General features: G+C 69.0%; 18 protein-coding genes. 10 read left to right on the plus strand and 8 right to left on the minus strand.

Going from position 1 to position 19,019, the window contains the following annotated elements; translation table 11 throughout:
• Positions 1-99: 99 nt before the first annotated feature.
• Positions 100-1,011, plus strand: a complete 912-nt coding sequence (bla, locus tag G4D77_RS27555; RefSeq protein ID WP_034367430.1) for a class A beta-lactamase — start codon at positions 100-102, stop codon at positions 1,009-1,011.
• A gap of 171 nt (positions 1,012-1,182) precedes the next feature.
• On the opposite strand, the gene argA is transcribed toward bla, so the two are convergent.
• Positions 1,183-2,529, minus strand: coding sequence for an amino-acid N-acetyltransferase (argA, locus tag G4D77_RS27560; protein WP_012206372.1), 1,347 nt, complete (start codon positions 2,527-2,529; stop codon positions 1,183-1,185).
• Positions 2,530-2,812: 283 nt separating this feature from the next.
• Between argA and G4D77_RS27565 the strand changes: the two genes are divergently transcribed.
• From G4D77_RS27565 to G4D77_RS27580, 4 genes are read left to right on the plus strand one after another with little or no spacing between them, the layout of a single operon-like run.
• Positions 2,813-4,264, plus strand: coding sequence for a TolC family protein (locus tag G4D77_RS27565; RefSeq protein WP_154834009.1), 1,452 nt, complete (start codon positions 2,813-2,815; stop codon positions 4,262-4,264).
• Positions 4,261-5,310 (plus strand): HlyD family secretion protein, encoded by a 1,050-nt coding sequence (locus G4D77_RS27570; RefSeq protein WP_016448246.1) that lies wholly within the window; start codon positions 4,261-4,263, stop codon positions 5,308-5,310. Before G4D77_RS27565 ends, G4D77_RS27570 begins: the two co-directional genes overlap by 4 nt.
• 13 nt (positions 5,311-5,323) lie before the next feature.
• The gene (locus G4D77_RS27575; protein ID WP_154834010.1) at positions 5,324-6,538 is read left to right on the plus strand and encodes an ABC transporter permease; all 1,215 of its coding nucleotides are present in this window, start codon (positions 5,324-5,326) and stop codon (positions 6,536-6,538) included.
• A gap of 1 nt (position 6,539) precedes the next feature.
• Entirely contained in the window at positions 6,540-7,673 is a 1,134-nt protein-coding gene (locus tag G4D77_RS27580) for an ABC transporter permease (protein ID WP_017406196.1), read from the plus strand.
• A gap of 12 nt (positions 7,674-7,685) precedes the next feature.
• Here the strand turns inward: G4D77_RS27580 and G4D77_RS27585 are convergent, their stop codons facing one another.
• The 4 genes from G4D77_RS27585 to G4D77_RS27600 all read right to left on the minus strand — a co-directional run bounded on the left by G4D77_RS27585 (position 7,686) and on the right by G4D77_RS27600 (position 10,660).
• A complete protein-coding gene (locus G4D77_RS27585) occupies positions 7,686-8,891 on the minus strand; it encodes an MFS transporter (protein WP_016448243.1) in 1,206 nt (401 codons plus the stop codon).
• Between the two features lie 63 nt (positions 8,892-8,954).
• Positions 8,955-9,401, minus strand: coding sequence for a type II toxin-antitoxin system VapC family toxin (locus tag G4D77_RS27590; RefSeq protein ID WP_154834011.1), 447 nt, complete (start codon positions 9,399-9,401; stop codon positions 8,955-8,957).
• Positions 9,398-9,664: an antitoxin gene (locus tag G4D77_RS27595; RefSeq protein WP_016453264.1), complete on the minus strand. Its 267-nt coding sequence runs from the start codon at positions 9,662-9,664 to the stop codon at positions 9,398-9,400. The genes G4D77_RS27590 and G4D77_RS27595 overlap by 4 nt, the downstream gene beginning before the upstream one ends.
• A gap of 24 nt (positions 9,665-9,688) precedes the next feature.
• Entirely contained in the window at positions 9,689-10,660 is a 972-nt protein-coding gene (locus G4D77_RS27600; RefSeq protein WP_154834013.1) for a LysR family transcriptional regulator, read from the minus strand.
• Between the two features lie 76 nt (positions 10,661-10,736).
• Here G4D77_RS27600 and G4D77_RS27605 point away from each other — a divergent pair, with 76 nt between their 5' ends.
• Together G4D77_RS27605 and G4D77_RS27610 are read left to right on the plus strand one after the other, a co-directional pair.
• Positions 10,737-11,621, plus strand: coding sequence for an amidohydrolase family protein (locus G4D77_RS27605; protein ID WP_227740968.1), 885 nt, complete (start codon positions 10,737-10,739; stop codon positions 11,619-11,621).
• A 26-nt stretch (positions 11,622-11,647) separates the two neighbouring features.
• Positions 11,648-12,643, plus strand: coding sequence for a tripartite tricarboxylate transporter substrate binding protein (locus G4D77_RS27610; protein ID WP_013801717.1), 996 nt, complete (start codon positions 11,648-11,650; stop codon positions 12,641-12,643).
• 25 nt (positions 12,644-12,668) lie between these two features.
• Here G4D77_RS27610 and G4D77_RS27615 read toward each other — a convergent pair whose 3' ends face one another.
• On the minus strand, positions 12,669-14,300 hold the full coding sequence (locus G4D77_RS27615; protein WP_154834015.1) for a gamma-glutamyltransferase family protein: 1,632 nt from the start codon (positions 14,298-14,300) through the stop codon (positions 12,669-12,671).
• A gap of 13 nt (positions 14,301-14,313) precedes the next feature.
• Complete coding sequence (locus G4D77_RS27620) at positions 14,314-15,303, minus strand: Bug family tripartite tricarboxylate transporter substrate binding protein (RefSeq protein ID WP_013801719.1); 990 nt, start codon at positions 15,301-15,303, stop codon at positions 14,314-14,316.
• Between the two features lie 132 nt (positions 15,304-15,435).
• Here G4D77_RS27620 and G4D77_RS27625 point away from each other — a divergent pair, with 132 nt between their 5' ends.
• Entirely contained in the window at positions 15,436-16,320 is an 885-nt protein-coding gene (locus G4D77_RS27625) for a LysR family transcriptional regulator (RefSeq protein ID WP_154834016.1), read from the plus strand.
• A 36-nt stretch (positions 16,321-16,356) separates the two neighbouring features.
• Here G4D77_RS27625 and G4D77_RS27630 read toward each other — a convergent pair whose 3' ends face one another.
• Positions 16,357-16,740, minus strand: a complete 384-nt coding sequence (locus G4D77_RS27630) for a tautomerase family protein (protein WP_154834017.1) — start codon at positions 16,738-16,740, stop codon at positions 16,357-16,359.
• A gap of 135 nt (positions 16,741-16,875) precedes the next feature.
• On the opposite strand from G4D77_RS27630, the gene G4D77_RS27635 reads away from it, so the two are divergent.
• Both G4D77_RS27635 and G4D77_RS27640 read left to right on the plus strand, forming a co-directional pair.
• Positions 16,876-17,733, plus strand: coding sequence for a LysR family transcriptional regulator (locus G4D77_RS27635; RefSeq protein WP_026062589.1), 858 nt, complete (start codon positions 16,876-16,878; stop codon positions 17,731-17,733).
• Positions 17,734-18,144: 411 nt separating this feature from the next.
• Positions 18,145-18,999, plus strand: coding sequence for an RNA ligase family protein (locus G4D77_RS27640; protein ID WP_154834018.1), 855 nt, complete (start codon positions 18,145-18,147; stop codon positions 18,997-18,999).
• The last annotated feature ends 20 nt before the right edge of the window (positions 19,000-19,019 follow it).

Raw genomic sequence — 19,019 nt, forward strand, 5'->3', positions numbered from 1 at the left:
TAGTTTTTCTAAGGGATGCTGCCAATTATTCACGCTGGTCGCAGATTGGGCGCGGCGCTATCGTTGCGATTGTCGATCTGCAACTGAAAAGGAAAAACAATGCAAAGACGCGATTTTCTGATGACGGGCGGCGCGGCCGCCTGGATGGCGGCCGGGCTGGCCGGCTGCGCCCTGCCATCAAAAAAACAGGGGGCTGCCGACCAGGCCTTCAGGACGGAGCTGGCGCGCATCGAGAAAAGTGTGGGCGGCCGGCTAGGTGTGGCCGTGCTGGAGGTGGAGTCGGGCGCCAGCGTGGACCACCGCGGCGATGAGCGCTTTGTCATGTGCAGCACCTTCAAGCTGCTGCTGGCCGCCCAGGTGCTGGACCGCGTGCAGCAGGGCGATGAGCGCCTGTCGCGCCGCGTGCACTACGCCAGCTCCCGGCTGGTTCCCTACTCGCCGGCCAGCGGCCCGCGTGCCGGTGATGGCGGCGGCATGACCATCTCCGAGCTGTGCGAGGCCGCCGTGGTGCTCAGCGACAACACGGCCGCCAACCTGCTGCTGGACGCCAGCGGCGGCCCGCAGGCGCTGACGCAGTGGCTGCGCGCCAGCGGCGACGAGACCACGCGCCTGGACCGCATGGAGCCCGAGCTCAACGAAGGCCTGCCCGGCGACGAGCGCGACACCACCACGCCCCTGGCCATGGTGCAAAGCATGCAACGCCTGCTGCTGGGATCGGTGCTGGACGGCCATGGCCGCGCCCTGCTGCAGCAGTGGCTGGTGGCCAGCCGCACGGGCGACAAGCGCCTGCGCGCGGGCATGCCGGCCGGCTGGCGTGTGGGTGGAAAGACGGGCACCGGCGATCGCGGCACGGCCAACGATGCCGTCATCGCCTGGCCCACGCCGCAAAGCGCACCGCTGCTGGTGACCGGCTACCTCACCGAATGCCCGGCCGACGCGCCGCAGCGCGATGCGGCGCTGGCAGCGGCCGGCAAGGCGGCCGCACGCTGGCAGGCAGCAGTGCAAGGCTGAGTTGCGCCACCATGTCGCTTGATTTGGGCGATTTCAGAAAATTGGCGCGGCCTGAAGACGAGAGACACCGAGGAAGGGCCTGGGCCGGCCGCGCCGCCCCCGCACCGAGGGTGTCGCCGGCCGCCCGTATGCCCCCCTCGTGAGGGGGAAGGCGCACAGCGCCTCAGGGGGTTACAACTTCTTGACCAGGACCTGACTTTTGCGGTCCCAGTTGTACTTGGCCTTGCGAGCCTCGGGCAGCCAGTCGGGGTCCACGGGCTGGAAGCCGCGCTTGATGAACCAGTGCATGGTGCGCGTGGTCAGCACGAACAGGCTGTCCAGGCCCTGGGCCTTGGCGCGCTGCTCTATGCGCTTGAGCAGCTTCTCGCCATCGCCCGTGCCCTGGCTCTTGGGCGAGACGGTGACGGCCGCCATCTCGGCCGTCCTGGCGCTGGGATAGGGGTAGAGCGCGGCGCAGCCGAAGATCACGCCATCGTGTTCGATGATGGTGTAGTGGGCGATGTCGCGCTCGATCTCGGTGCGGCTGCGCTTGACCAGGGTGCCGTCCTTCTCGAAGGGCTCGATCAGCTGGATGATGCCGGCCACGTCGTCGGGCGTGGCCTCGCGCAGCTCTTCCAGCTTCTCGTCGATGATCATGGTGCCGATGCCATCGTGCACATAGATCTCCAGCAGCAGCGCGCCGTCAATCGCAAAGGGCAGGATGTGGCTGCGCTCCACGCCGTGCTCGCAGGCATGCACGCAGTGCTGCAGGTAAAAGCCCGTGTCCGTGGGCTGCTCGGGCGTGGGCAGCTCGGCCAGCATGCGGCGGGCCGTGGCCAGCGGCAGCTCGGTGTCGATGGGGTTGGTCTCGTCGGCCGGGCCCGTGGGGTCCATGCGGATGCCCGGCACCTCGGTCATGAAGATCAGCTTGTCGGCCTTCAGCTCGATGGCCACGCGCGTGGCCACCTCTTCCATGCTCAGGTTGAAGGCCTCGCCAGTGGGCGAGAAGCCGAAGGGCGACATCAGCACCATGGCATCCATGTCCAGTGCGCTGCGGATGCCGCTGACATCGACCTTGCGCACCAGGCCCGAATGCTTGAAATCCACGCCGTCCACGATGCCCACGGGCCGCGCCGTGAGGAAGTTGCCCGAGATCACCCGCACCCGCGCGCCGGCCATGGGCGTATTGGGCAGGCCCTGGCTGAAGGCGGCCTCGATCTCATAGCGCAGCTGGCCAGCGGCTTCCTGGGCGCAGTCCAGCGCCACGGAGTCGGTGATGCGCACGCCGCGCGAGTACTGGGCCTCATGGCCCTTGGCGGCAAGCTGCTCGTTGACCTGGGGACGGAAGCCATGGACCAGCACGATCTTCACGCCCATGGCCTGGATCATGGCCAGGTCCTGGACGATGGAGCTGAGCTTGCCCGATGCGATGGCCTCGCCCGTCAGTCCCACCACAAAGGTCTGGTGTCGGAACTTGTGGATATAGGGAGCCACGGACCGGAACCAGGGGACGAAGGTGAAGTTGAAGACGGTGGACATGGTGGTCAGTCGGGGCATCGGGCCGATGCCGGGCAGAAAAAAAAGGCCTGCGGACAGGTCCGCCAGGACATGCTCGCGCAGGCAGGCGCCAGTGTAGCGGCATGGCGCGGCACCTGCGCGCAGAAATGGAATGGAACGCCAGGCAAATCGACCCTGCTGCACAGTGCCGGGGGCACAAGGCACAGGACCTTGTCCGACGGGGGCCCGCCTGCAAGCCCGTGTAAGCTTCGCCACCATCGGTGAACCACGCAAGGCGCCCCCATTCATGCCATTGAGCGCTTCCATGTTTTTTCCGTTGCTTGCGCGGCCCGCGCGCCTTGTGCCGTGGCTGGCGGCGCTGGGCATGGTCGCAGGGGCGGCCCAGGCTGCAGGGGAGGCTCCGGCCTCCCAGGCTGCCGCCGCGATGAGCTTCGTGCAGGCCCGTCAGGCGCTGCTGCAGGGCTCCGACCAACTGGCCGCCTCGGCCAAGGCCGTGGAAAGCGCGCGGCTCAGACGCCAGGGTACGCAGGGGCTGGGCGGGCCTTCCGTGGCCATCACGGGCCTGGGCTACCGCTACTCGGCCAATGCCGACATCGATCTCGATCCTGCGCGGCGCACCCTGGACGGCGTCCTCGGCCAGCTGCCGCCCTCGGTGGGGCCGGCCATTCCCTCGCTGCCGCAACTGCCCACCTCCTATGCCTTGCAGCGCAAGAGCACGAACGCCTCGGCCAGCCTGTCCCTGGTCTGGCCGCTGTACCTGGGCGGCCTGTCCGATGCGGTGCGCAGTGGCCTGGACGCTGCCACCGACGAAGCCCTGGCCGATGCGGCCAGCAGCAGCCACGCCCTGCATTCGCTGCTGGTGCAGCGCTACTTCGGCGCCCAGCTGGCCGAGCGGGCCGCACGGCTGCGCGAGCGTGCGCTTGAGGGCGTGCGCGTGCATGACGCGGCCGCGCAAAGCATGCTCAAGGCGGGCGTGATCTCCCGGCTGGAGCGCCTGCAGGCCCGTGCCGCGCTGGCCGACGCCGAGCAGCAGGCGCGCAAATCGCGCGACGACGCAGACCTGGCCGCAGCGGCGCTGGCGCGCACGGTCAAGGCGCAGCGGCAGGTGCTGCCCAGCACGCCGCTGTTCGTCAGCAGCCGGCCTTTGCCGCCGCTGGACGGCTTCGTCACCGCGGCCCAGTCGCACCATCCGGGTCTGGACAAGGTCCAGGCCAAGAAGCGCCAGGCCGAGTCCCTGCACGACGCCCAGGAGGCGCTGCGCCGGCCGCAGCTGCTGGCCTTCGGTTCGCGCGAGGTCAACACCAGCGGCAAGCCCAACTGGGTGGCAGGCGTGGCCGTGCGCTGGACGCTGTGGGACAGCATCGACCGCGATGCGCTGGCCGCCTCCTCGCAGCGCAAGATCGAGCAGGCCGAGCTGACCCAAGCCCAGGCGCTCAGCGACATTGCGCTGCTGGTCGAGAAGAACTGGCTGGGCGTGGAGCAGGCACGCCGCCAGTACCAGGCCCAGCAGGCCCAGGAGGATCTTGCGCGCGAGCTGCTGCGGCTGCGCGAGGCCGGCCTGCGGGAAGGCACCAGCACCACGCTGGACCTGATCGATGCCAGCCTCAATCTCGCCAAGGTCCAGACCCAGCGTGCCGAACTGGCCAACCAGTATGTGCAGGCCCTGGCCGCACTGCTGGAGAGCACGGGCCAGAGCGAGGAATTCGACCGATTCATGGCCCAGGCCGACATACAGATCCCACCCGACGCACCATGAGCACAGCCACGCCCGACCATCCCCGCAGCGCCACCGAAGCACCCGGCCCCGCGCCCGTGCCGCCGGGGCGCAGGCGCCCCTGGCTGGCCCTGGCCATCGTGCTGGCCGTGCTGCTGCTCGTGGCCTGGGGCTTTTGGCGTGCGGCGCAGCCCGCCCCCCTGTATTTCCAGGGCCAGATGGAGGCGCGCGAGACCGACATCGCGCCCAAGGTCACGGCGCGCATCGCCAAGGTGCGGGTCACCGAAGGCCAGAAGATCCAGCCCGGCGATCTGCTGGTGGAGATGGACAGCCCCGAGGTGCGCGCCAAGCTGGCCCAGGCCGAGGCCGCGCGCGATGCCGCCCAGGCCCAGGCCGACAAGGCGCAGGCCGGCGCACGCCCGCAGGAAGTGCAGATGGCGCGCCTGAACTGGCAGCGCGCCCAGACGGCCGCCGACCTGGCCCAGACCTCGCTGCGCCGCGTGCAAAGCCTGTTCGACCAGGGACTGGTTGCGGCCCAGAAGCGCGATGAAGCCGATGCCAACTGGCGCGCCTCGCGCGACCAGGCGCTGGCTGCGCGCGCGCAATATGAAATGGCGGCTTCGGGCGCGCGCCAGGAGGATCGCAGTGCCGCCCAGGCCCAGGCACGCCAGGTGCAGGGCGTGGTCGCCGAGGTGGAGGCTGCGCGTGCCGAGACCGAGCTGCGCAGCCCCGTGGGCGGCGAGGTGGTCCAGGTGCTGGCCCGCCAGGGCGAGCTGTCCCCGCAGGGCGTGGCCGTGGTCACCGTGGTGGACCTGGCCGACCAGTGGGTGGTGCTCAATGTGCGCGAGGACCAGCTTGCACGCTTTGCCCAGGGCAGCCGCTTCACCGGCCGCCTGCCGGGCCTGGACAACCGCGAGGCCGGCTTCGAGGTCTACTACCTGGGTGTGCTGCCCGACTTCGCCACCTGGCGCGCGACGCGCGCCGGCCAGGGCTTCGATGCGCGCACCTTCGAGGTCCGCGCGCGGCCGCAGCAGCCCATTGCGGGCGCGCGGCCCGGCATGAGCGTGGTCGTGGAAGGCGGCCGTTGAGCGGCCGGCGGCAGTGAGCGCGAATCCGCCCACGGCCTTTGCCGCCAGCCTGCGGCGCGAATGGCGTCTGCTGCGCGGACGGCCCTGGGACCTGGCCATGGTCAGCTGGGTGCCGCTGCTGGCGCTGCTGCTCATGGTCTGGATCTTCTCGGCAGGCCTGGTCCAGCGCCTGCCCGTCGCCGTCTGGGACCAGGACCACAGCGCCCTGTCGCGCCAACTGGTGCGCATGCTGGGCGCCACGCCGGGCCTGGCCGTGCAGTCGCAGGTGCTCAATGCCTCGGAGGCGCAATGGGCGCTGCAGTCCATGAATGCCTACGCCGTGGTGCAGATCCCGCCAGACTTTGCGCGCGACATCAAGCGGGGCCAGGGGGCCGACGTGGTGCTCATGCACAACGCCCAGCTGGCCACGCATTCCAGCCTGATCCAGCGCGACCTGCGCCAGGTGGTGGGAACGCTGTCGGCCGGCGTGGAAATGCAGGCCCGTGCCAAGCGCGGCGACCCGGCCCAGGCGCTGCGCGTGCGCATGGAGCCCATACGCACCAACCTGGTGTCGCTGTTCAACATCTCCACCAATTACGAGCAGTTCCTGGCGGCGGCGCTGATTCCCGCGCTGCTGCACATCCTGGGCATGACGGCCGGCGCCTGGTCCGTGGGGCGCGAGCTGCGCGACCGCACGCTGGGCCAGTGGATGGCCGAGGCTGCGGGCCCGGGAAAGCCCGGCTGGAGCGCCATTGCGGGCGCCTTGGCGGGCAAGCTGGCGCTGTCCTGGGCCAGCCTGGGCCTGGGCGGTACGCTGGCCATGCTGTGGCTCACGGCCGGACGGGGCTGGCATCCGGGGCAGGGCGCTGCCAGCCTGGCCTGGGTGGCGCTGGCCCTGCTGCTGCTGATCGCCGTGAGCCTGGCGGCCGGGGCGCTGCTGGCGGCGCTCACGCTGTCGCTGCGCACGGCGCTGTCGGGCGCGGGCCTGCTGTCGGCTCCGGCCTTTGCGTTCAGCGGCGTGGGTTTTCCGCTGCTGGCCATGCCGGATTCGGCACGTGCCTGGGCCCTGTCCATGCCCTATACCCACTATGCGCGGCTGCAGATAGAGCAGTTGCAGATGGGCGCGCCCATCGTGCAGAGCCTGCCCGTGGTGGCCGGGCTATTGCTGGCCGCGCTGGTGTTGCTGCTGCTGGCCACGGCAGGCCTGGCGCGCGGCCTTTCCCGCCCCGACAAATGGGGAGGGCGCTGAGATGGCCAGGGGCTTTGCGCATGACTTCATCAACGCCCTGCGTGCCGTGTTCGGCGACGTGGGCGTGCTCATGCTGCTGGTGGGCGCACCCGTGCTCTACGGCTTCTTCTATCCCTGGTTCTATGGGCAGGAGGTGGTGCAGCGCGTGCCCGTGGCCGTGGTGCAGCACGACGGCAGCGGCCTGGCACGCCAGATGCTGCGCTTTGCCCAGGCCAGCCCGCGCATCGAGGTGACCCTGGTCACGGGCGACGAGGCCCAGGCGCAGCAGGCCCTGCTGGATGGCCGCGTCATGGGCTACGCGCTGCTGCCGCGCGACCTCAAGCGCCGCGTGGTGCGCAGCGAAGAGGCCGTGGTCCCCGTCTATGCCAACGGTGCCTACCCGCTGGCCGCCAAGCAGGTGCAGTACGGCTTTGCCGAAGCCTTCGGCACGGTCTCGGCAGGCGTGGAGCTGCGGCGGCTGACGGCCGGCGGACAGAGCGCACTGCAGGCCCAGGCCAGCCGCTCGCCCGTCAACCTGCAGATGCAGGCCCTGTTCAATCCGACGGAAGGCTACGGCAGCTTCGTCGTCGCCGCCGTGGCCATCATCATCCTGCAGCAGACACTGCTCATGGGCGGCGCGCTGCTGGTGGGAACCTGGCGCGAGCAGGGATTGGACAGGGCGCCGGCACGCACCTGGCTGGCGCGGCTGCTGGCGCTGTGCACGCTGGGCTGGCTCTCGGGCCTGTACTACTTCGGCTGGATCTTCGTCTGGCACGACTATCCGCGCGGCGGCAATCCCTGGGGCGCGCTGGCACTGCTGGCCGTCTTCGTCCCGGCCGTGGCGGGAGCGGCGGCGCTGCTGGGCTGGTGGCTGGCCAACCGCGAGCGTGCCATGCAGGTGGTGCTGTTCACCTCCATCCCGCTGGCCTTCGTCGGCGGCTTCAGCTGGCCGGCCGAGGCCCTGCCGCAACTGCTGCAGGCGCTGCGCTGGCTGTCGCCCAGCACGGCGGCCATCCAGGCCTCGCTGCGACTGAACCAGGCCGGCGCGCCGCTGGAGGCGGCGCTATGGCATCTGTCCGTGCTGCTGGCCCTGGCGCTGCTGGGCTGGGTGGCCGTGCTCTGGCTGGGCAGCCGCCGTGCAGACCCTGGCGATTGACCGGTCGGGGCTTCAGGCCGGCGCGCCCGCGCCGCGACCCCGTCCCTGCATGGCCAGCATCAGCAGCACCACGCCCACGATGGGCAGCAGCCAGGTGTTGATGCCGTCCCAGCCGGCCGTGTGCAGCAGCTGGCCCGAGCCGAACGAGGCCACGGCCACGGTGCCGAAGACCAGGAAATCGTTGAGCGCCTGCACCTTGGCGCGCTCTGCGGGCCGGTAGCACTCGGTGACCATGGCGGTGGCGCCGATGAAGCCGAAGTTCCAGCCCACGCCCAGCAGCACCAGGGAGCCCCAGAAGTGCAGCAGCTCCAGCCCCATCAGCGCCATCAGGGCCGAGGCGGCGATCATAACCAGCCCCAGCGCCGTGATGCGGCGCTTGCCGAAGCGCGCGATCAGCCGGCCCGTGAAGAAGCTGGGTGCGAACATGGCCAGCACATGCCACTGGATGCCCAGCGCCGCCTCGCCCACCGTGTGGCCGCAGCCCACCATGGCCATGGGCGCGGCCGTCATCAGAAAGGCCATGAGACCGTAGCTGACCACGCCGGCCGAAGCCGCCACGATGAACTGCGGCGTGCGCGCAATCTCGGCCAGCGGCCGGGCCTCGCCCGCCACGGCGCGGGCCTGGGGCGGCGGCAGCTTCAGGCCCAGCAGCAGCGGCAGGGCCAGCAGGGCGAGAACGGCCTGGCTGTAGAAGCTGCCGGCGAACGGCGTCATGGGCAGGGCGTCGCGCGTCCAGATCACCACCTGCGGGCCGATGATGGCCGCGATCAGCCCGCCGATCATCACGCGCGAGATGGCGCGCGCCTGCTCGGCGGGGTCGGTCATGGCGTCGGTGGCCGCGAAGCGGTAGCTCTGCACGCAGGCCGCGTAAAAGCCCGCCAGCGCCGTGCCGATGCAGAAGGTCACGAAATCGGAGTGCGCAATGCCCTGGGCGGCGATCACGCCCGAGACCACGCCCAGGATGGCGCCCAGCACATAGGCCGTGCGCCGCCCCATGCGCTGCATCAGCCAGGCCGCGGGCAGCGTGGACAGCGCCAGGCCCAGCTGGTAGATGCTGACCGGCAGCGTGGTGGCCGTGGGATTGGTGGACAGCTGCTGCCCCACCAGGCCGCCCAGCGAAATGATGATGGGCGGCGACGCGCCCCCCAGCGATTGCGCGGCCACGAGCAGGCCGAGGTTGCGGCGCTGCAGCGCTGGAGTGTGTTGTTCTGGTGTCATGGCTTGTGCGGCGGAAAGACCGCATCTTCACCGAAAAGCATGAGGGCTGGGTTAAGCGCCGATTCAGCCAGCCGGGCCGGTGGTCCAGTCCGCGATGGCCAGTCCGGGTTCGGGAATGCGGCTGAACACCCGGTCTCTTGTGACCAGTACCGAGCGCTCGCCGGCCTGCGCGGCCTGCTGCTGCAGGAGCAGGGCGTGCGCGGCAATCATCATGTCCATGGAGGCCAGCGTGATGCCGGCCGCCTCGCAGGCGGTGCGCAGGTGGCCGTAGGCATCGGCCACCTGGGCCGTCCAGGGCAGCACCTCGACGCGGGCCAGGAACCCTGTCACCCGCAGCGACAGCCCGGCAGGGTGGCCGCGCTTGGCGACCCCGTACATCAGTTCGGCCTGCGTGACCGCCGACACTGCGATCTGGTGCATGGGTACGCGAACCAGCTGTTCGCGCACGGCAGGGATATCGCCTTTGATGATGTGGCTGGCGATGTTGGTGTCCAGCAGGTAGCGTGTCATCGCGCACTGCCTTCGTCGGCAAACGGATCGCGGCCTGACTCTGGCTGCGCTCGGTCAGCGGTGTCCATGAAATCGGCCGGCACGTCGGTGGTGGCGTCGAGCGCAAAGAACTCTTGCCATGAGTCGGGACGGCGCGACAGGATCACGTCGCCCGTGACGGGGTCGCGACGTATGTAGACCTCTTTTTCCTCGAACCGGAATTCATAGGGAAGGCGCACGGCCTGGCTGCGACCGGTGGTGAAAAGCTTGGCAGTCTGCGTCACGGTGATTCCTTCTGCTGGTATGTATCAAAGTATATATCCGCGCTGTGACTTGCTGTACGCCTCCTGGAAGATCTGGTGGATCAGCTCCCTGAACCATTTGTGCCCCGCGTCATGGTCGTTGCGCGGATGCCAGACGGCGTCGATGGACAGGGCCAGCTCGGGCAGGGGCATGGGGCGCGCCACGCAGTTGGAGCCGGACAGCACGCTGTGCATCCAGTGCGCGGGCATGGCGGCCACCAGGTCGGTGGATTCGATGACGGGCACCATGCCCAGCCAAGTGGGCACCTGGAACATCACGCGCCGCGCCAGCCCGCGCTCGGCCAGGAGTTCGTCCACGATGCTGCTGCCCACGCCCGTGACCTTCAGGTGGCCTTGCTCCAGGTATTTTTCCAGCGTGAGCGGGGAGGCGGCGGCCGGATGGTCCTTGCGCATCAGCACCATCCACTGGTCGTCCAGCAGGCGGCGTGACGCCGACAGCACCGAGCGCCCGCGCGAGACGGAAAGGCGGATTTCCACGCCTTCGTACTCGACGCGGTCCGAGGGCTGGCGGCCGTCGAAGGACTGCACCGACAGGCTGATGCCCGGCGCCACCGCGCGCAGATGGATGCACAGCTGCGGCAGCAGCAGCACGCCCACGTAGTCGGACAGGCGCAGGTGGAAATTGCGCCGCGCCGTGGCCGGATCGAAGCCCTTGCTGACCTCGATGGCGCTTTCGATCTCGCTGAAGGCCTTGCGGAAGCTGCGCGCCAGGCGCACGGCCTCGGGCGTGGGCGACATGCCTTCGGCCGTGCGCAGCAGCAGCGGGTCGTTGAACTGGGTGCGCAGCCGGCGCAGCGCATGGCTGACGGCCGAGGAGGTGATGCCCAGCCGCGCGGCGGCCTTGCCCACGCTGCGTTCTTCCACCAGGGCCTCGAAGATCACCAGCAGGTTGAGGTCGATGCTGCGCAGGTTGACCGGAGCCCGGGGCACGCCGTCTGCATGTTGAATGCTGTTCATTTTGATGATGACAAAGATGAGCTTGACTGAATTTTACGTGCGTCACGACAATGCACCAGCTTTGAAATGAATGCCCATGAATTCACCCAGTTTCAACCGCTGTGCCGGTGATTCCGACGCAGTCGAAAATCCAGCGGAACAATATCTGTTTCCAGAAAATTCCTGCGATACCCATTTCCATGTATTTGGTCGTTTCGATGATTTTCCGTTGATTGCGGAGCGCGCCTATACACCGGCTGTCGCGTCCATGGACGGTTATTGGAAAGCCTTTCGCCCATTGGGCGTGGACCGTTGCGTTCTGGTCCAGCCCAGCGTGTATGGCCGCGATCACGGCCTTCTCAAGCAGACGCTGCGCCATGCCGAATCGGGCCGCATGCGTGGCGTGGCCGTGATCTACGAGGACACGCCGGATACAGAGATCGAAGCGCTGCACGCCCTGGGCGTGCGTGGCGCACGGTGCAATGCGCTGTTTTCGGGCGGGGTCTCCGTCTCCAGCCTGCAGGCCGTGGCCGACCGCATCCGGGGCCTGGGCTGGCATGTGCAATTGCTGGTGAACGTGGATGAAGACCCTGGCCTGGCGCAGCGCGTGGCCGACATGGGCGTGGCCGTGGTGGTGGATCACTTCGGCCACCCGTCGCGCCAGCTGGGCGCCGGCGGGCCGGGCAGCCGCAATCTGCAGGCGCTGATGAAGGAAGGCCGGGCCTGGGTGAAGTTCTCGGGCGCCTACCGGATATCGGCAACGGCATCGGCCGTGGACCCGGCCGTGACTCCCATTGCACATGCCCTGGTGCAGGCCAATCCGCACCGGATCGTATGGGGGTCGGACTGGCCGCATCCCGGAATAAAGGCCCGTTCGAATTCCGCTGGCGAATTGGCGCAGGCACTGGTGGATTGGGTTCCAGAGGAATACAGGCACACGGTATTGGTCGATAACCCCGCGCGCCTGTATTGGGGTCATTGATTTTCAAATAGCAGGAGACAGAGAAAATGAATCGAATCACATCGGGCCGCAGAGGCTTTATCCGCACGGCGGTATCTTTCGCGGCACTGGCTGCGGCATCGGCTGCATCGGCAGTGCAGGCGCGCGCATTTCCGGCCAAGCCGCTCACGCTGGTCGTGCCCTTTGCGCCGGGCGGCAACGTGGACATCGTGGCCCGCACGCTGGGCATTCCGCTGGCCCGGCATGCGGGGCAGTCCGTGATCGTGGACAACCGTGCGGGCGGCGGTGGTGCCGTGGGCTCGGGCTGGGTGGCGCGCGCCGAGCCAGACGGGCATACGCTGCTGGTGGCTACGCCGGGCCAGTTGGGCACCTTGCCCGAGATGATCAAGCTGCCCTACCGCGCCGACAGCTTTGCGCCCATTGCCGTGGTCAGCCGCACGCCCGTGGTCGTGGTGGTGCGCGCCAACGACGCGCGCTTCAAGACCGCTGCCGATTTCATCAAGGCGATGAAGGCCAAGGATGGCAGCGTGACCGTGGGCCATGCCGGCCCGGGCTCGCCCAATCACCTGGCTGTGCTGCAGCTGGAAGATGCGGTGAAGGTGCGCGTCAATCCCGTGCCCTACAAGGGATCGGGGCCGGCCCTGGTTGATTTGATCGGCGGGCAGATTGATGCCGTGGTGGACCAGATCACCAGCTCCACGCCGCATATCAAGAGCGGCGCCCTGCGCGCGCTGTTCGTGCTGGGGCCGCGCGCCGGGGGCGGGCTGGCCGATGTGCCCGACCTGGCCCAGCTGGGCCTGCCGGTGTTCGATGCCACCACCTTCGTGGGCGTGTTCGCGCCCAAGGGTGCGCCCACGGCCAGCGTGGACAGCCTGTATGGCTGGATCTCCCAGTCTGTGGCCGACCCGGAGTTCAGCCGCCTGATCCGCGAGCTGGGCAGCGAGCCCTTCCCGGCCAGCGCGGCCGTGCTGCAGCGCCTGGTCAGCGAAGAAGCCGCGCTGGCGGCGCGGCTGACCCGGCAGGGGCGTCTGCGCGCGGAGTAGCCGCCGCGCGCACTTTCCCGATCCTCTAGTACCCGGCCGCCAGCCCGTCGCGGCGCGGGTCGCTGGCGATCTGGTAGCCCTCCACGGCGGGATCGCCCATGCGCCAGATGAACTGGCCGGCGCCGAAGTCCTGGTAGGGGTCGTGGATGACCTCCACCTGGTGGCCCAGCGCCTGCAGGCCGGCAATGGTGGCCGGGTCCATGCCGCCTTCCACGTTGATGGCCAGGCCTTCGTTGACGCGCCAGCGCGGCGCATCGCAGGCCGCCTGGGGCGACTGGCGGTAGTCCAGCATGCGCACCACAGTCTGCATGTGGCCCTGGGGCTGCATGTTGCCGCCCATGACGCCGAAGCTCATCACGGGCTGGCCGTCGCGGGTCAGGAAGGCCGGAATGATGGTATGGAAGGGGCGCTTGCCCGGGCCCACCAGGTTGGCGCGGTTGGGATGCTGGGGGTCGGTGCCGAAGCCGTGGCCGCGGTTTTGCAGGCTGATGCCGAAGCTCGGCTCCACCACGCCCGAGCCAAAGCCCGAGAAGTTGCTCTGGATGAAGCTGACCATCATGCCGTTCTCGTCGGCTGCCGTCAGGTAGATGGTGCCGCCGCGCACGGGGTTGCCGGCTTTGAAGTCCTGCGCACGGCGCGGATCGATCAGCCTGGCGCGCGAGGCCAGGTAGGCGTCGTCGAGCATCTGTGCGGGCGTCACCTCCATGTCCGCATCGGCCACGTAGCGGTAGATGTCGGCAAAGGCCAGCTTCATGGCCTCGATCTGCAGATGCTGGGAGGCCACGCCATCCACGGGCAGGCTGGTCAGGTCGAAGTTGGACAGAATGCCCAGCGCAATCTGCGCGGCAATGCCTTGCCCGCCCGGCGGGATCTCGTGCAGCGTGTGGCCGCGGTAGTCCTTGGCCAGCGGCTGCACCCATTGCACCTCGTGCGCGGCCATGTCGGCCATGCCCAGGCAGCCGCCGTGCTGCTGCACGAACGAGGTCACGGCCCGGGCAATCTCGCCTTCATAGAAGGCCTTGCCGCGCGTGGCGCCAATGGCGCGCAGGGCGCGCGCTGCGGCGGGAAAGCGGAACAGCTCGCCCACTTCCGGCGCGCGGCCCCGGGGCAGGAAGCTTTCCCTGAACCCCGGCTGCGATTGCAGCTCGGGCGCGCCTGCGGCCCATTTCTGCTGGACCACGGGCGGCACCAGGTAGCCGCGCTCGGCGATCTCGGCGGCCGGCTCCATCAGCGCGTCAAAGGGCAGCTTGCCGAAGCGCTCGTGCAGGGCCACCCAGGCGCTGACGGCGCCCGGCACGGTGATGGAGTCCACGCCCCGGCGCGGCGGCTTGTCCTGGCGGCCGTAGCGCTGGTGGAAGTACTCGGGCGCCCAGCCCTGCGGTGCGCGGCCGCTGGCGTTGAGTCCGTGCAGCTCCTTGCCATCCCAGAGGATGCAGAAGGCGTCCGAGCCCAGGCCGTTGCTCACCGGCTCGACGATGGTCATGGCCGCCGCCGCCGCAATGGCCGCGTCCACCGCGTTGCCGCCTGCCCACAGCATGCGCAGGCCGGCCTGCGCCGCCAGCGGGTGGGAGGTGGACACGGCATTGCGCGCGAACACGGGCACCCGCCTGGAGTCGTAGGGGTTGCCGGGAGTGAAGGGTGAGGAAGAGGCGTGCATGAAAGAACCTGCCTCAGTCGGCGGTGATGCCCATGGTCTTCACGTCACGGCTCCAGCGTGTCAGCTCGCGGTCGATCTGCTGCTTGAAGGACTTGGGGTCGCTGGTCTCGGGGTCCAGGCCCTGGGCCTCGAACTGGGCCTGCACTTCGGGGCGCTCCATGATCTTGCGCACTTCCTGGGCCAGCCGCTCGACGATGGCCGGGTCCGTGCCGCCCGTGGTGAACAGGCCGTACCAGGACGTGAAGGCATAGCCGGGCAGGCCGGCCTCGGCGACGGTGGGCACGTTGGGCAGGTTCTTGACGCGCTGCTTCGTGGTCACGGCCAGGATGCGGGTCTGGCCGGTCTTGGCCGAGGTGATGGCGGGCGGAATGCCCGAGAAGATGGCCTGCACCTGGCCGCCCGACACATCGGTGATGGCCGGGCCGTTGCCGCGGTAGGGCACGTGCACCAGGTTCACGCCGGCCTGCTGCGCGAACAGCGCGCCGGCCAGGTGCAGGGTGGAGCCGTTGCCCGACGATGCGTAGTTGATGCTGCCTGGCGCCTTGCGCGCGGCCTCGATCATTTCCTGCACCGTCTTGTAGGGCAGGGCGGCGTTCACCAGCAGCGCGTTGCCGGACTCGGCCACCAGGGTGATGGGCTCCAGGTCCTTGCGCGGGTCGAACGACAGCTTCTTGGCCAGCACGGGCGCCACGGTGTTGCTGCCGATGGAGCCCAGCAGCAGCGTGTAGCCGTTCTTGGGCGCCTTGGCCACCACTTCGCTGGCGATCAGGCCGCCCGCGCCGCCGCGGTTCTCCACCACCACGCTCTGGCCCAGGCGCTGCTGCAGCTCCTTGGCCAGGATGCGGGCCACGATGTCGTTGGCGCCGCCGGCGGCAAAGCCCACCATGATCTTCAGCGGCTGCGAGGGCCAGGCATCGGCGGCGGGCGCGGCCCAGCCGGGCGTGGCGCAGGTCAACAGGGCGGCGCAGCAGACAAGCAGGCGGCGGGACACGGGTGCAGGCATGGAGATCTCCAGAAATCCGGGAAGTGGGAGGGTGCGATCAGGACGATCGGCTATCGGTTGCCAGCGATTTTGATGATAGAAACTGTTTGGTGAAAGCTGGAATTTCTTACGAATCTTGAAAGCAAAACTTTTATGCCAAGCCTGCGCATTCTTCGCACTTTTCTGGCCGTGGCGGCCGAGGGCTCCTTCACCGCCGCCGGACAGCGCGTGGCGCTGACCCAGGTGGCCGTGGGGCTGCAGATGCGCACGCTGGAAAACGACCTCAAGCGCAAGCTCTTCGCGCGCCAGGGCAAGCTGGTCACGCTCAACGAGCAGGGCCGGGCGCTGGTGCCCATTGCCACCCAGCTGGTGGCGCTGTATGAGCAGGCCAAGCACGGCACGCGGGCCGACGCACCGCTGGCCGGCACCGTGCAGTTCGGCTCCATCGTCTCGGCGCTGAGCCAGCTGGTGCGCGCCACGCTGGAGCTCAAGCGCCACCATCCGGCGGTGGACCTGCATGTGGTCTCGGGCAAGTCCAACCGGCTGATCGCCCAGGTGGAGAACCATGAGCTGGACGCGGCGGTGGTGGTCCACAACCCGGCCATCAAGCGCCCCTCGCTGGTCTGGACACCGCTGTACGCCGAGCCCATGGTGCTGCTGGCGCCGCGCGCCGCCCGGCCCGCGGCGCCCGCCGACATGGTGGAGCGCTATCCCTTCATCCGCTTCGACCGCACCGAGCACACGGGCGAGCTGGTGGAGCGCACGCTGCGTCGCCTGCGCGCCAAGCCCCAGGAGTTCCTGGAGCTCAACTCCATCGAGACCATCGTGGAGCTGGTGCGCGACGGCATGGGCGTGGCCATGCTGCCCAATCTGGCGCGGCATGGCTGGGAGGGCGACCCGCGCCTGCGCGTGCTGCCCATTGCCCAGACCGCCGAGAGCCGGCAGATCGCCCTGGTGCAGCTGCGCACGGCGGCGCGCGCCGAGATCATCACCGCCGTGGGCCAGCAATTCGTGGCGGCGCTGGCGGTGCCGGCCTGAGCGCGGCGCTGTGGGTGTTGCGCCGATCCGCGTGTTTTAAGTTGCGTATTGCGCGAGCCCGTGGCCCATGGACCAGTTCTCCTTGTCCACCTCGACCAGGTTGACGAATACGTCCTCGGGCCGCAGGCCGGGGCTTTCGACCAGCAGCTCGGCGATGCGGCTGAACAGCGCCTTCTTCTGCTCCAGGCTGCGGGTGTTGCTGACCGTGAGCTGCACCAGCACCAGATCGTCGCTGCGCGCCACGCCCAGGTAGGAGGCGCCGTAGCGGAAGTTGTCGCCGTCATGCTCGGTGATGGTCATGAACTGGTCGTCCTCCGGCACGTTGAAGGTCTCGCGCATGGCGCGGTAGAGGCTGTCGCAGATGGCCTGGCGGTAGACGGGGGACTTGCCGGCGCGCATGTTGATCCGGGTCATGGGCATGGTGTGGCTCCTTTGCGTTGCGTTGCGTTGCGTTGAGTTGAGTTGCGTTGCTTTGCGTAGTGGGAGCCTCGAAGGTAGGCCGCACCAGATATTTTGAAAAGCCATGATTGCTGATATCAGTAATAATGGATTGCAATGATTCAACGACCTCTGGACCTGGATGCCGTGCAAGGCTTCGTGCACATCGCGGACCTGGGCAGCTTCACGCGCGCGGCCGAAGCCATGCAGACCACGCAGGCCGCCGTCAGCCTCAAGCTCAAGCGGCTGGAGCAGCGGCTGGGCTGCAGGCTGGTCGAGCGCACGCCGCGCCATGTGCAGCTGTCGGCGCTGGGCGCCGACTTCCTGCCCCATGCGCGCGAACTGCTGCAGGCCCATGAGCGCGCACTGGCGCTGGCCGTCAGCACGCGCCAGCGGCTGACCATCGGCATCAGCGACCACGTGGCCGGGCCTGAGCTGCCGGCCCTGATCGCCCGCATGAATGCGCAGGACCCGCAGCTGCTGATCGACATCCGCATTGCATCGTCCGGCCCGCTGCTGCAGGGATTCGACCGGCGCGAGTACGACACGGTGATCGTTCGCACGCATGCCGGGCGTGACGACGGCGAGCTGCTGGCCGAGGAGCCCTTCGGCTGGTTTGCCGCGCCCGGCTGGCAGCACCGCGCGGGCGAGCCCCTGCCGCTGGCCACGCTGGCCGAGCCCTGCGGCGTGCGCGCCATGGCCGGGCAGCTGCTGGATTCGGCGCGCATGCCGTGGACCGAGGTGTTCGTGGGCGGCGGCGTGGCCGCTGTCTCGGCCGCCGTCATGGCGGGGCTGGGCGTGGCCGCGCTGGCGCCGCGCATGCTGGCCCTGGGCGCCGTGGACGTGGGCCCGCGCCTGGGCCTGCCCACGCTGCCGCGCCTGCCGGTGCTGCTGCACACCCGCGTGCGCGAAGGCCGGCCGCGCGCAGCGCTGGATGCGCTGGGCGCCGCCTTCAAGTCCGCCGTGCGTGGCTAGCAGCCAACAATCGGCCCGGCATGGCGCGCAGCCGCTTGTGCCTGCGGGGCAACGGGCGATAGACTCGCACCCCTCCCATCCACCCTCACCCTTTCGAGGTGCACCATGCCCCGCCGCACAGCTTCCTGCTGAACGACTTCGTCACACGCTGATCCTGGCCTTGCCCCGGATGTCTTTTGCGTGTGCGCTGCGGTGCGTGGCCTTTTGAGGGCTTGCGGCTGACCGTCCTTTTTGCGGACGGCCCCGACAGTCCTGCCATCTTCCCCTTCGACAGCCTGCCGGCCCGGCCACCACGGGCCAGGCCGCGCTGTCGCTGCATCCCCTGCATTGCGGCGCCTGGCGTCGTCGTCGGCTTTTCCCGCCCCATGGCATGGCGCCGTGGGGTGCTGCATCGTTTTCGGAAAGCACGACATGACCCCATCCATTGCCCAAGGCGCTCACTTTCTTTCGAGCGTCGAGATCCTCAAATACCCCCGCACGCCGCACCTGCGCGGCTCGCGCCTGCAGTCCGGTGACCAGGACGACGCCGTGCCCTATGAGCGGCTGGCCGGCCAGCACATCGTCGTCGAGGAAAAGCTCGACGGCGCCAACGCCGCGCTGAGCTTTGCCGGCGACGGCCAGCTGCTGCTGCAGTCGCGCGGCCACTACCTGGACAGCGAGCGGCCCGGCGGGCGCGAGCGCCAGTTCAACCTCTTCAAGCAATGGGCCCAGGCCCACGAGGGCGCGCTGCTGTCCCTGCTGGACGACCGCTACCAGGTGTTCGGCGAGTGGATGTATGCCAAGCACTCGCTGTTCTACGACGCGCTGCCGCACTGGTTCTGCGAGTTCGACATCTGGGACCGCTCGGCGCAGTGCTTCCTGGACACGCCGCGCCGCCATGCCCTGCTGGCCGGCGTGCCCGTGGTCTCGGTGCCTGTGCTCTACAGCGGGGTGGCGCCCCGGCGCATGCAGGACCTGCTGGCGCTGCTGGCCCCCTCGCTGGGCCGCAGCGCGCGCTGGCGCCAGGCCTTCGAGCAGGTGGTGGCCCGCCAGAAGCTGGACCTGCCGCTGTGCTGGCGGCAGACCGACGGCTCCGAGTTGGCCGAAGGCCTCTACCTCAAGGTGGAGGAGGACGGCCAGACCGTGGCGCGCTACAAGTTCGTGCGGCCGGACTTCGTGCAGGTCATCCTCGACTCGGGCTCGCACCACAGCGAGCGGCCCATCGTCCCTAACGGGCTGCGCGAAGGCGCAGACATCTTTGCGGCCGATATTTCAAAAAGCTGGTGAGGCCTGCAGCGCAGACCCAT

It is taken from the genome of Delftia sp. WY8, from assembly GCF_018437695.1.
Taxonomy (GTDB): Bacteria; Pseudomonadota; Gammaproteobacteria; order Burkholderiales; family Burkholderiaceae_C; genus Comamonas; species Comamonas tsuruhatensis.

Bases quoted from the DNA above. Each gene is read 5' to 3' on its own strand.
- bla (WP_034367430.1), top strand. From the start codon at position 100: ATGCAAAGACGCGATTTTCTGATGACGGGCGGCGCGGCCGCCTGGATG.
- argA (WP_012206372.1), bottom strand. From the start codon at position 2,529: ATGTCCACCGTCTTCAACTTCACCTTCGTCCCCTGGTTCCGGTCCGTG.
- G4D77_RS27565 (WP_154834009.1), top strand. From the start codon at position 2,813: ATGTTTTTTCCGTTGCTTGCGCGGCCCGCGCGCCTTGTGCCGTGGCTG.
- G4D77_RS27570 (WP_016448246.1), top strand. From the start codon at position 4,261: ATGAGCACAGCCACGCCCGACCATCCCCGCAGCGCCACCGAAGCACCC.
- G4D77_RS27580 (WP_017406196.1), top strand. From the start codon at position 6,540: ATGGCCAGGGGCTTTGCGCATGACTTCATCAACGCCCTGCGTGCCGTG.
- G4D77_RS27585 (WP_016448243.1), bottom strand. From the start codon at position 8,891: ATGACACCAGAACAACACACTCCAGCGCTGCAGCGCCGCAACCTCGGC.
- G4D77_RS27590 (WP_154834011.1), bottom strand. From the start codon at position 9,401: ATGACACGCTACCTGCTGGACACCAACATCGCCAGCCACATCATCAAA.
- G4D77_RS27600 (WP_154834013.1), bottom strand. From the start codon at position 10,660: ATGAACAGCATTCAACATGCAGACGGCGTGCCCCGGGCTCCGGTCAAC.
- G4D77_RS27605 (WP_227740968.1), top strand. From the start codon at position 10,737: ATGAATTCACCCAGTTTCAACCGCTGTGCCGGTGATTCCGACGCAGTC.
- G4D77_RS27610 (WP_013801717.1), top strand. From the start codon at position 11,648: ATGAATCGAATCACATCGGGCCGCAGAGGCTTTATCCGCACGGCGGTA.
- G4D77_RS27615 (WP_154834015.1), bottom strand. From the start codon at position 14,300: ATGCACGCCTCTTCCTCACCCTTCACTCCCGGCAACCCCTACGACTCC.
- G4D77_RS27620 (WP_013801719.1), bottom strand. From the start codon at position 15,303: ATGCCTGCACCCGTGTCCCGCCGCCTGCTTGTCTGCTGCGCCGCCCTG.
- G4D77_RS27625 (WP_154834016.1), top strand. From the start codon at position 15,436: ATGCCAAGCCTGCGCATTCTTCGCACTTTTCTGGCCGTGGCGGCCGAG.
- G4D77_RS27630 (WP_154834017.1), bottom strand. From the start codon at position 16,740: ATGCCCATGACCCGGATCAACATGCGCGCCGGCAAGTCCCCCGTCTAC.
- G4D77_RS27635 (WP_026062589.1), top strand. From the start codon at position 16,876: ATGATTCAACGACCTCTGGACCTGGATGCCGTGCAAGGCTTCGTGCAC.
- G4D77_RS27640 (WP_154834018.1), top strand. From the start codon at position 18,145: ATGACCCCATCCATTGCCCAAGGCGCTCACTTTCTTTCGAGCGTCGAG.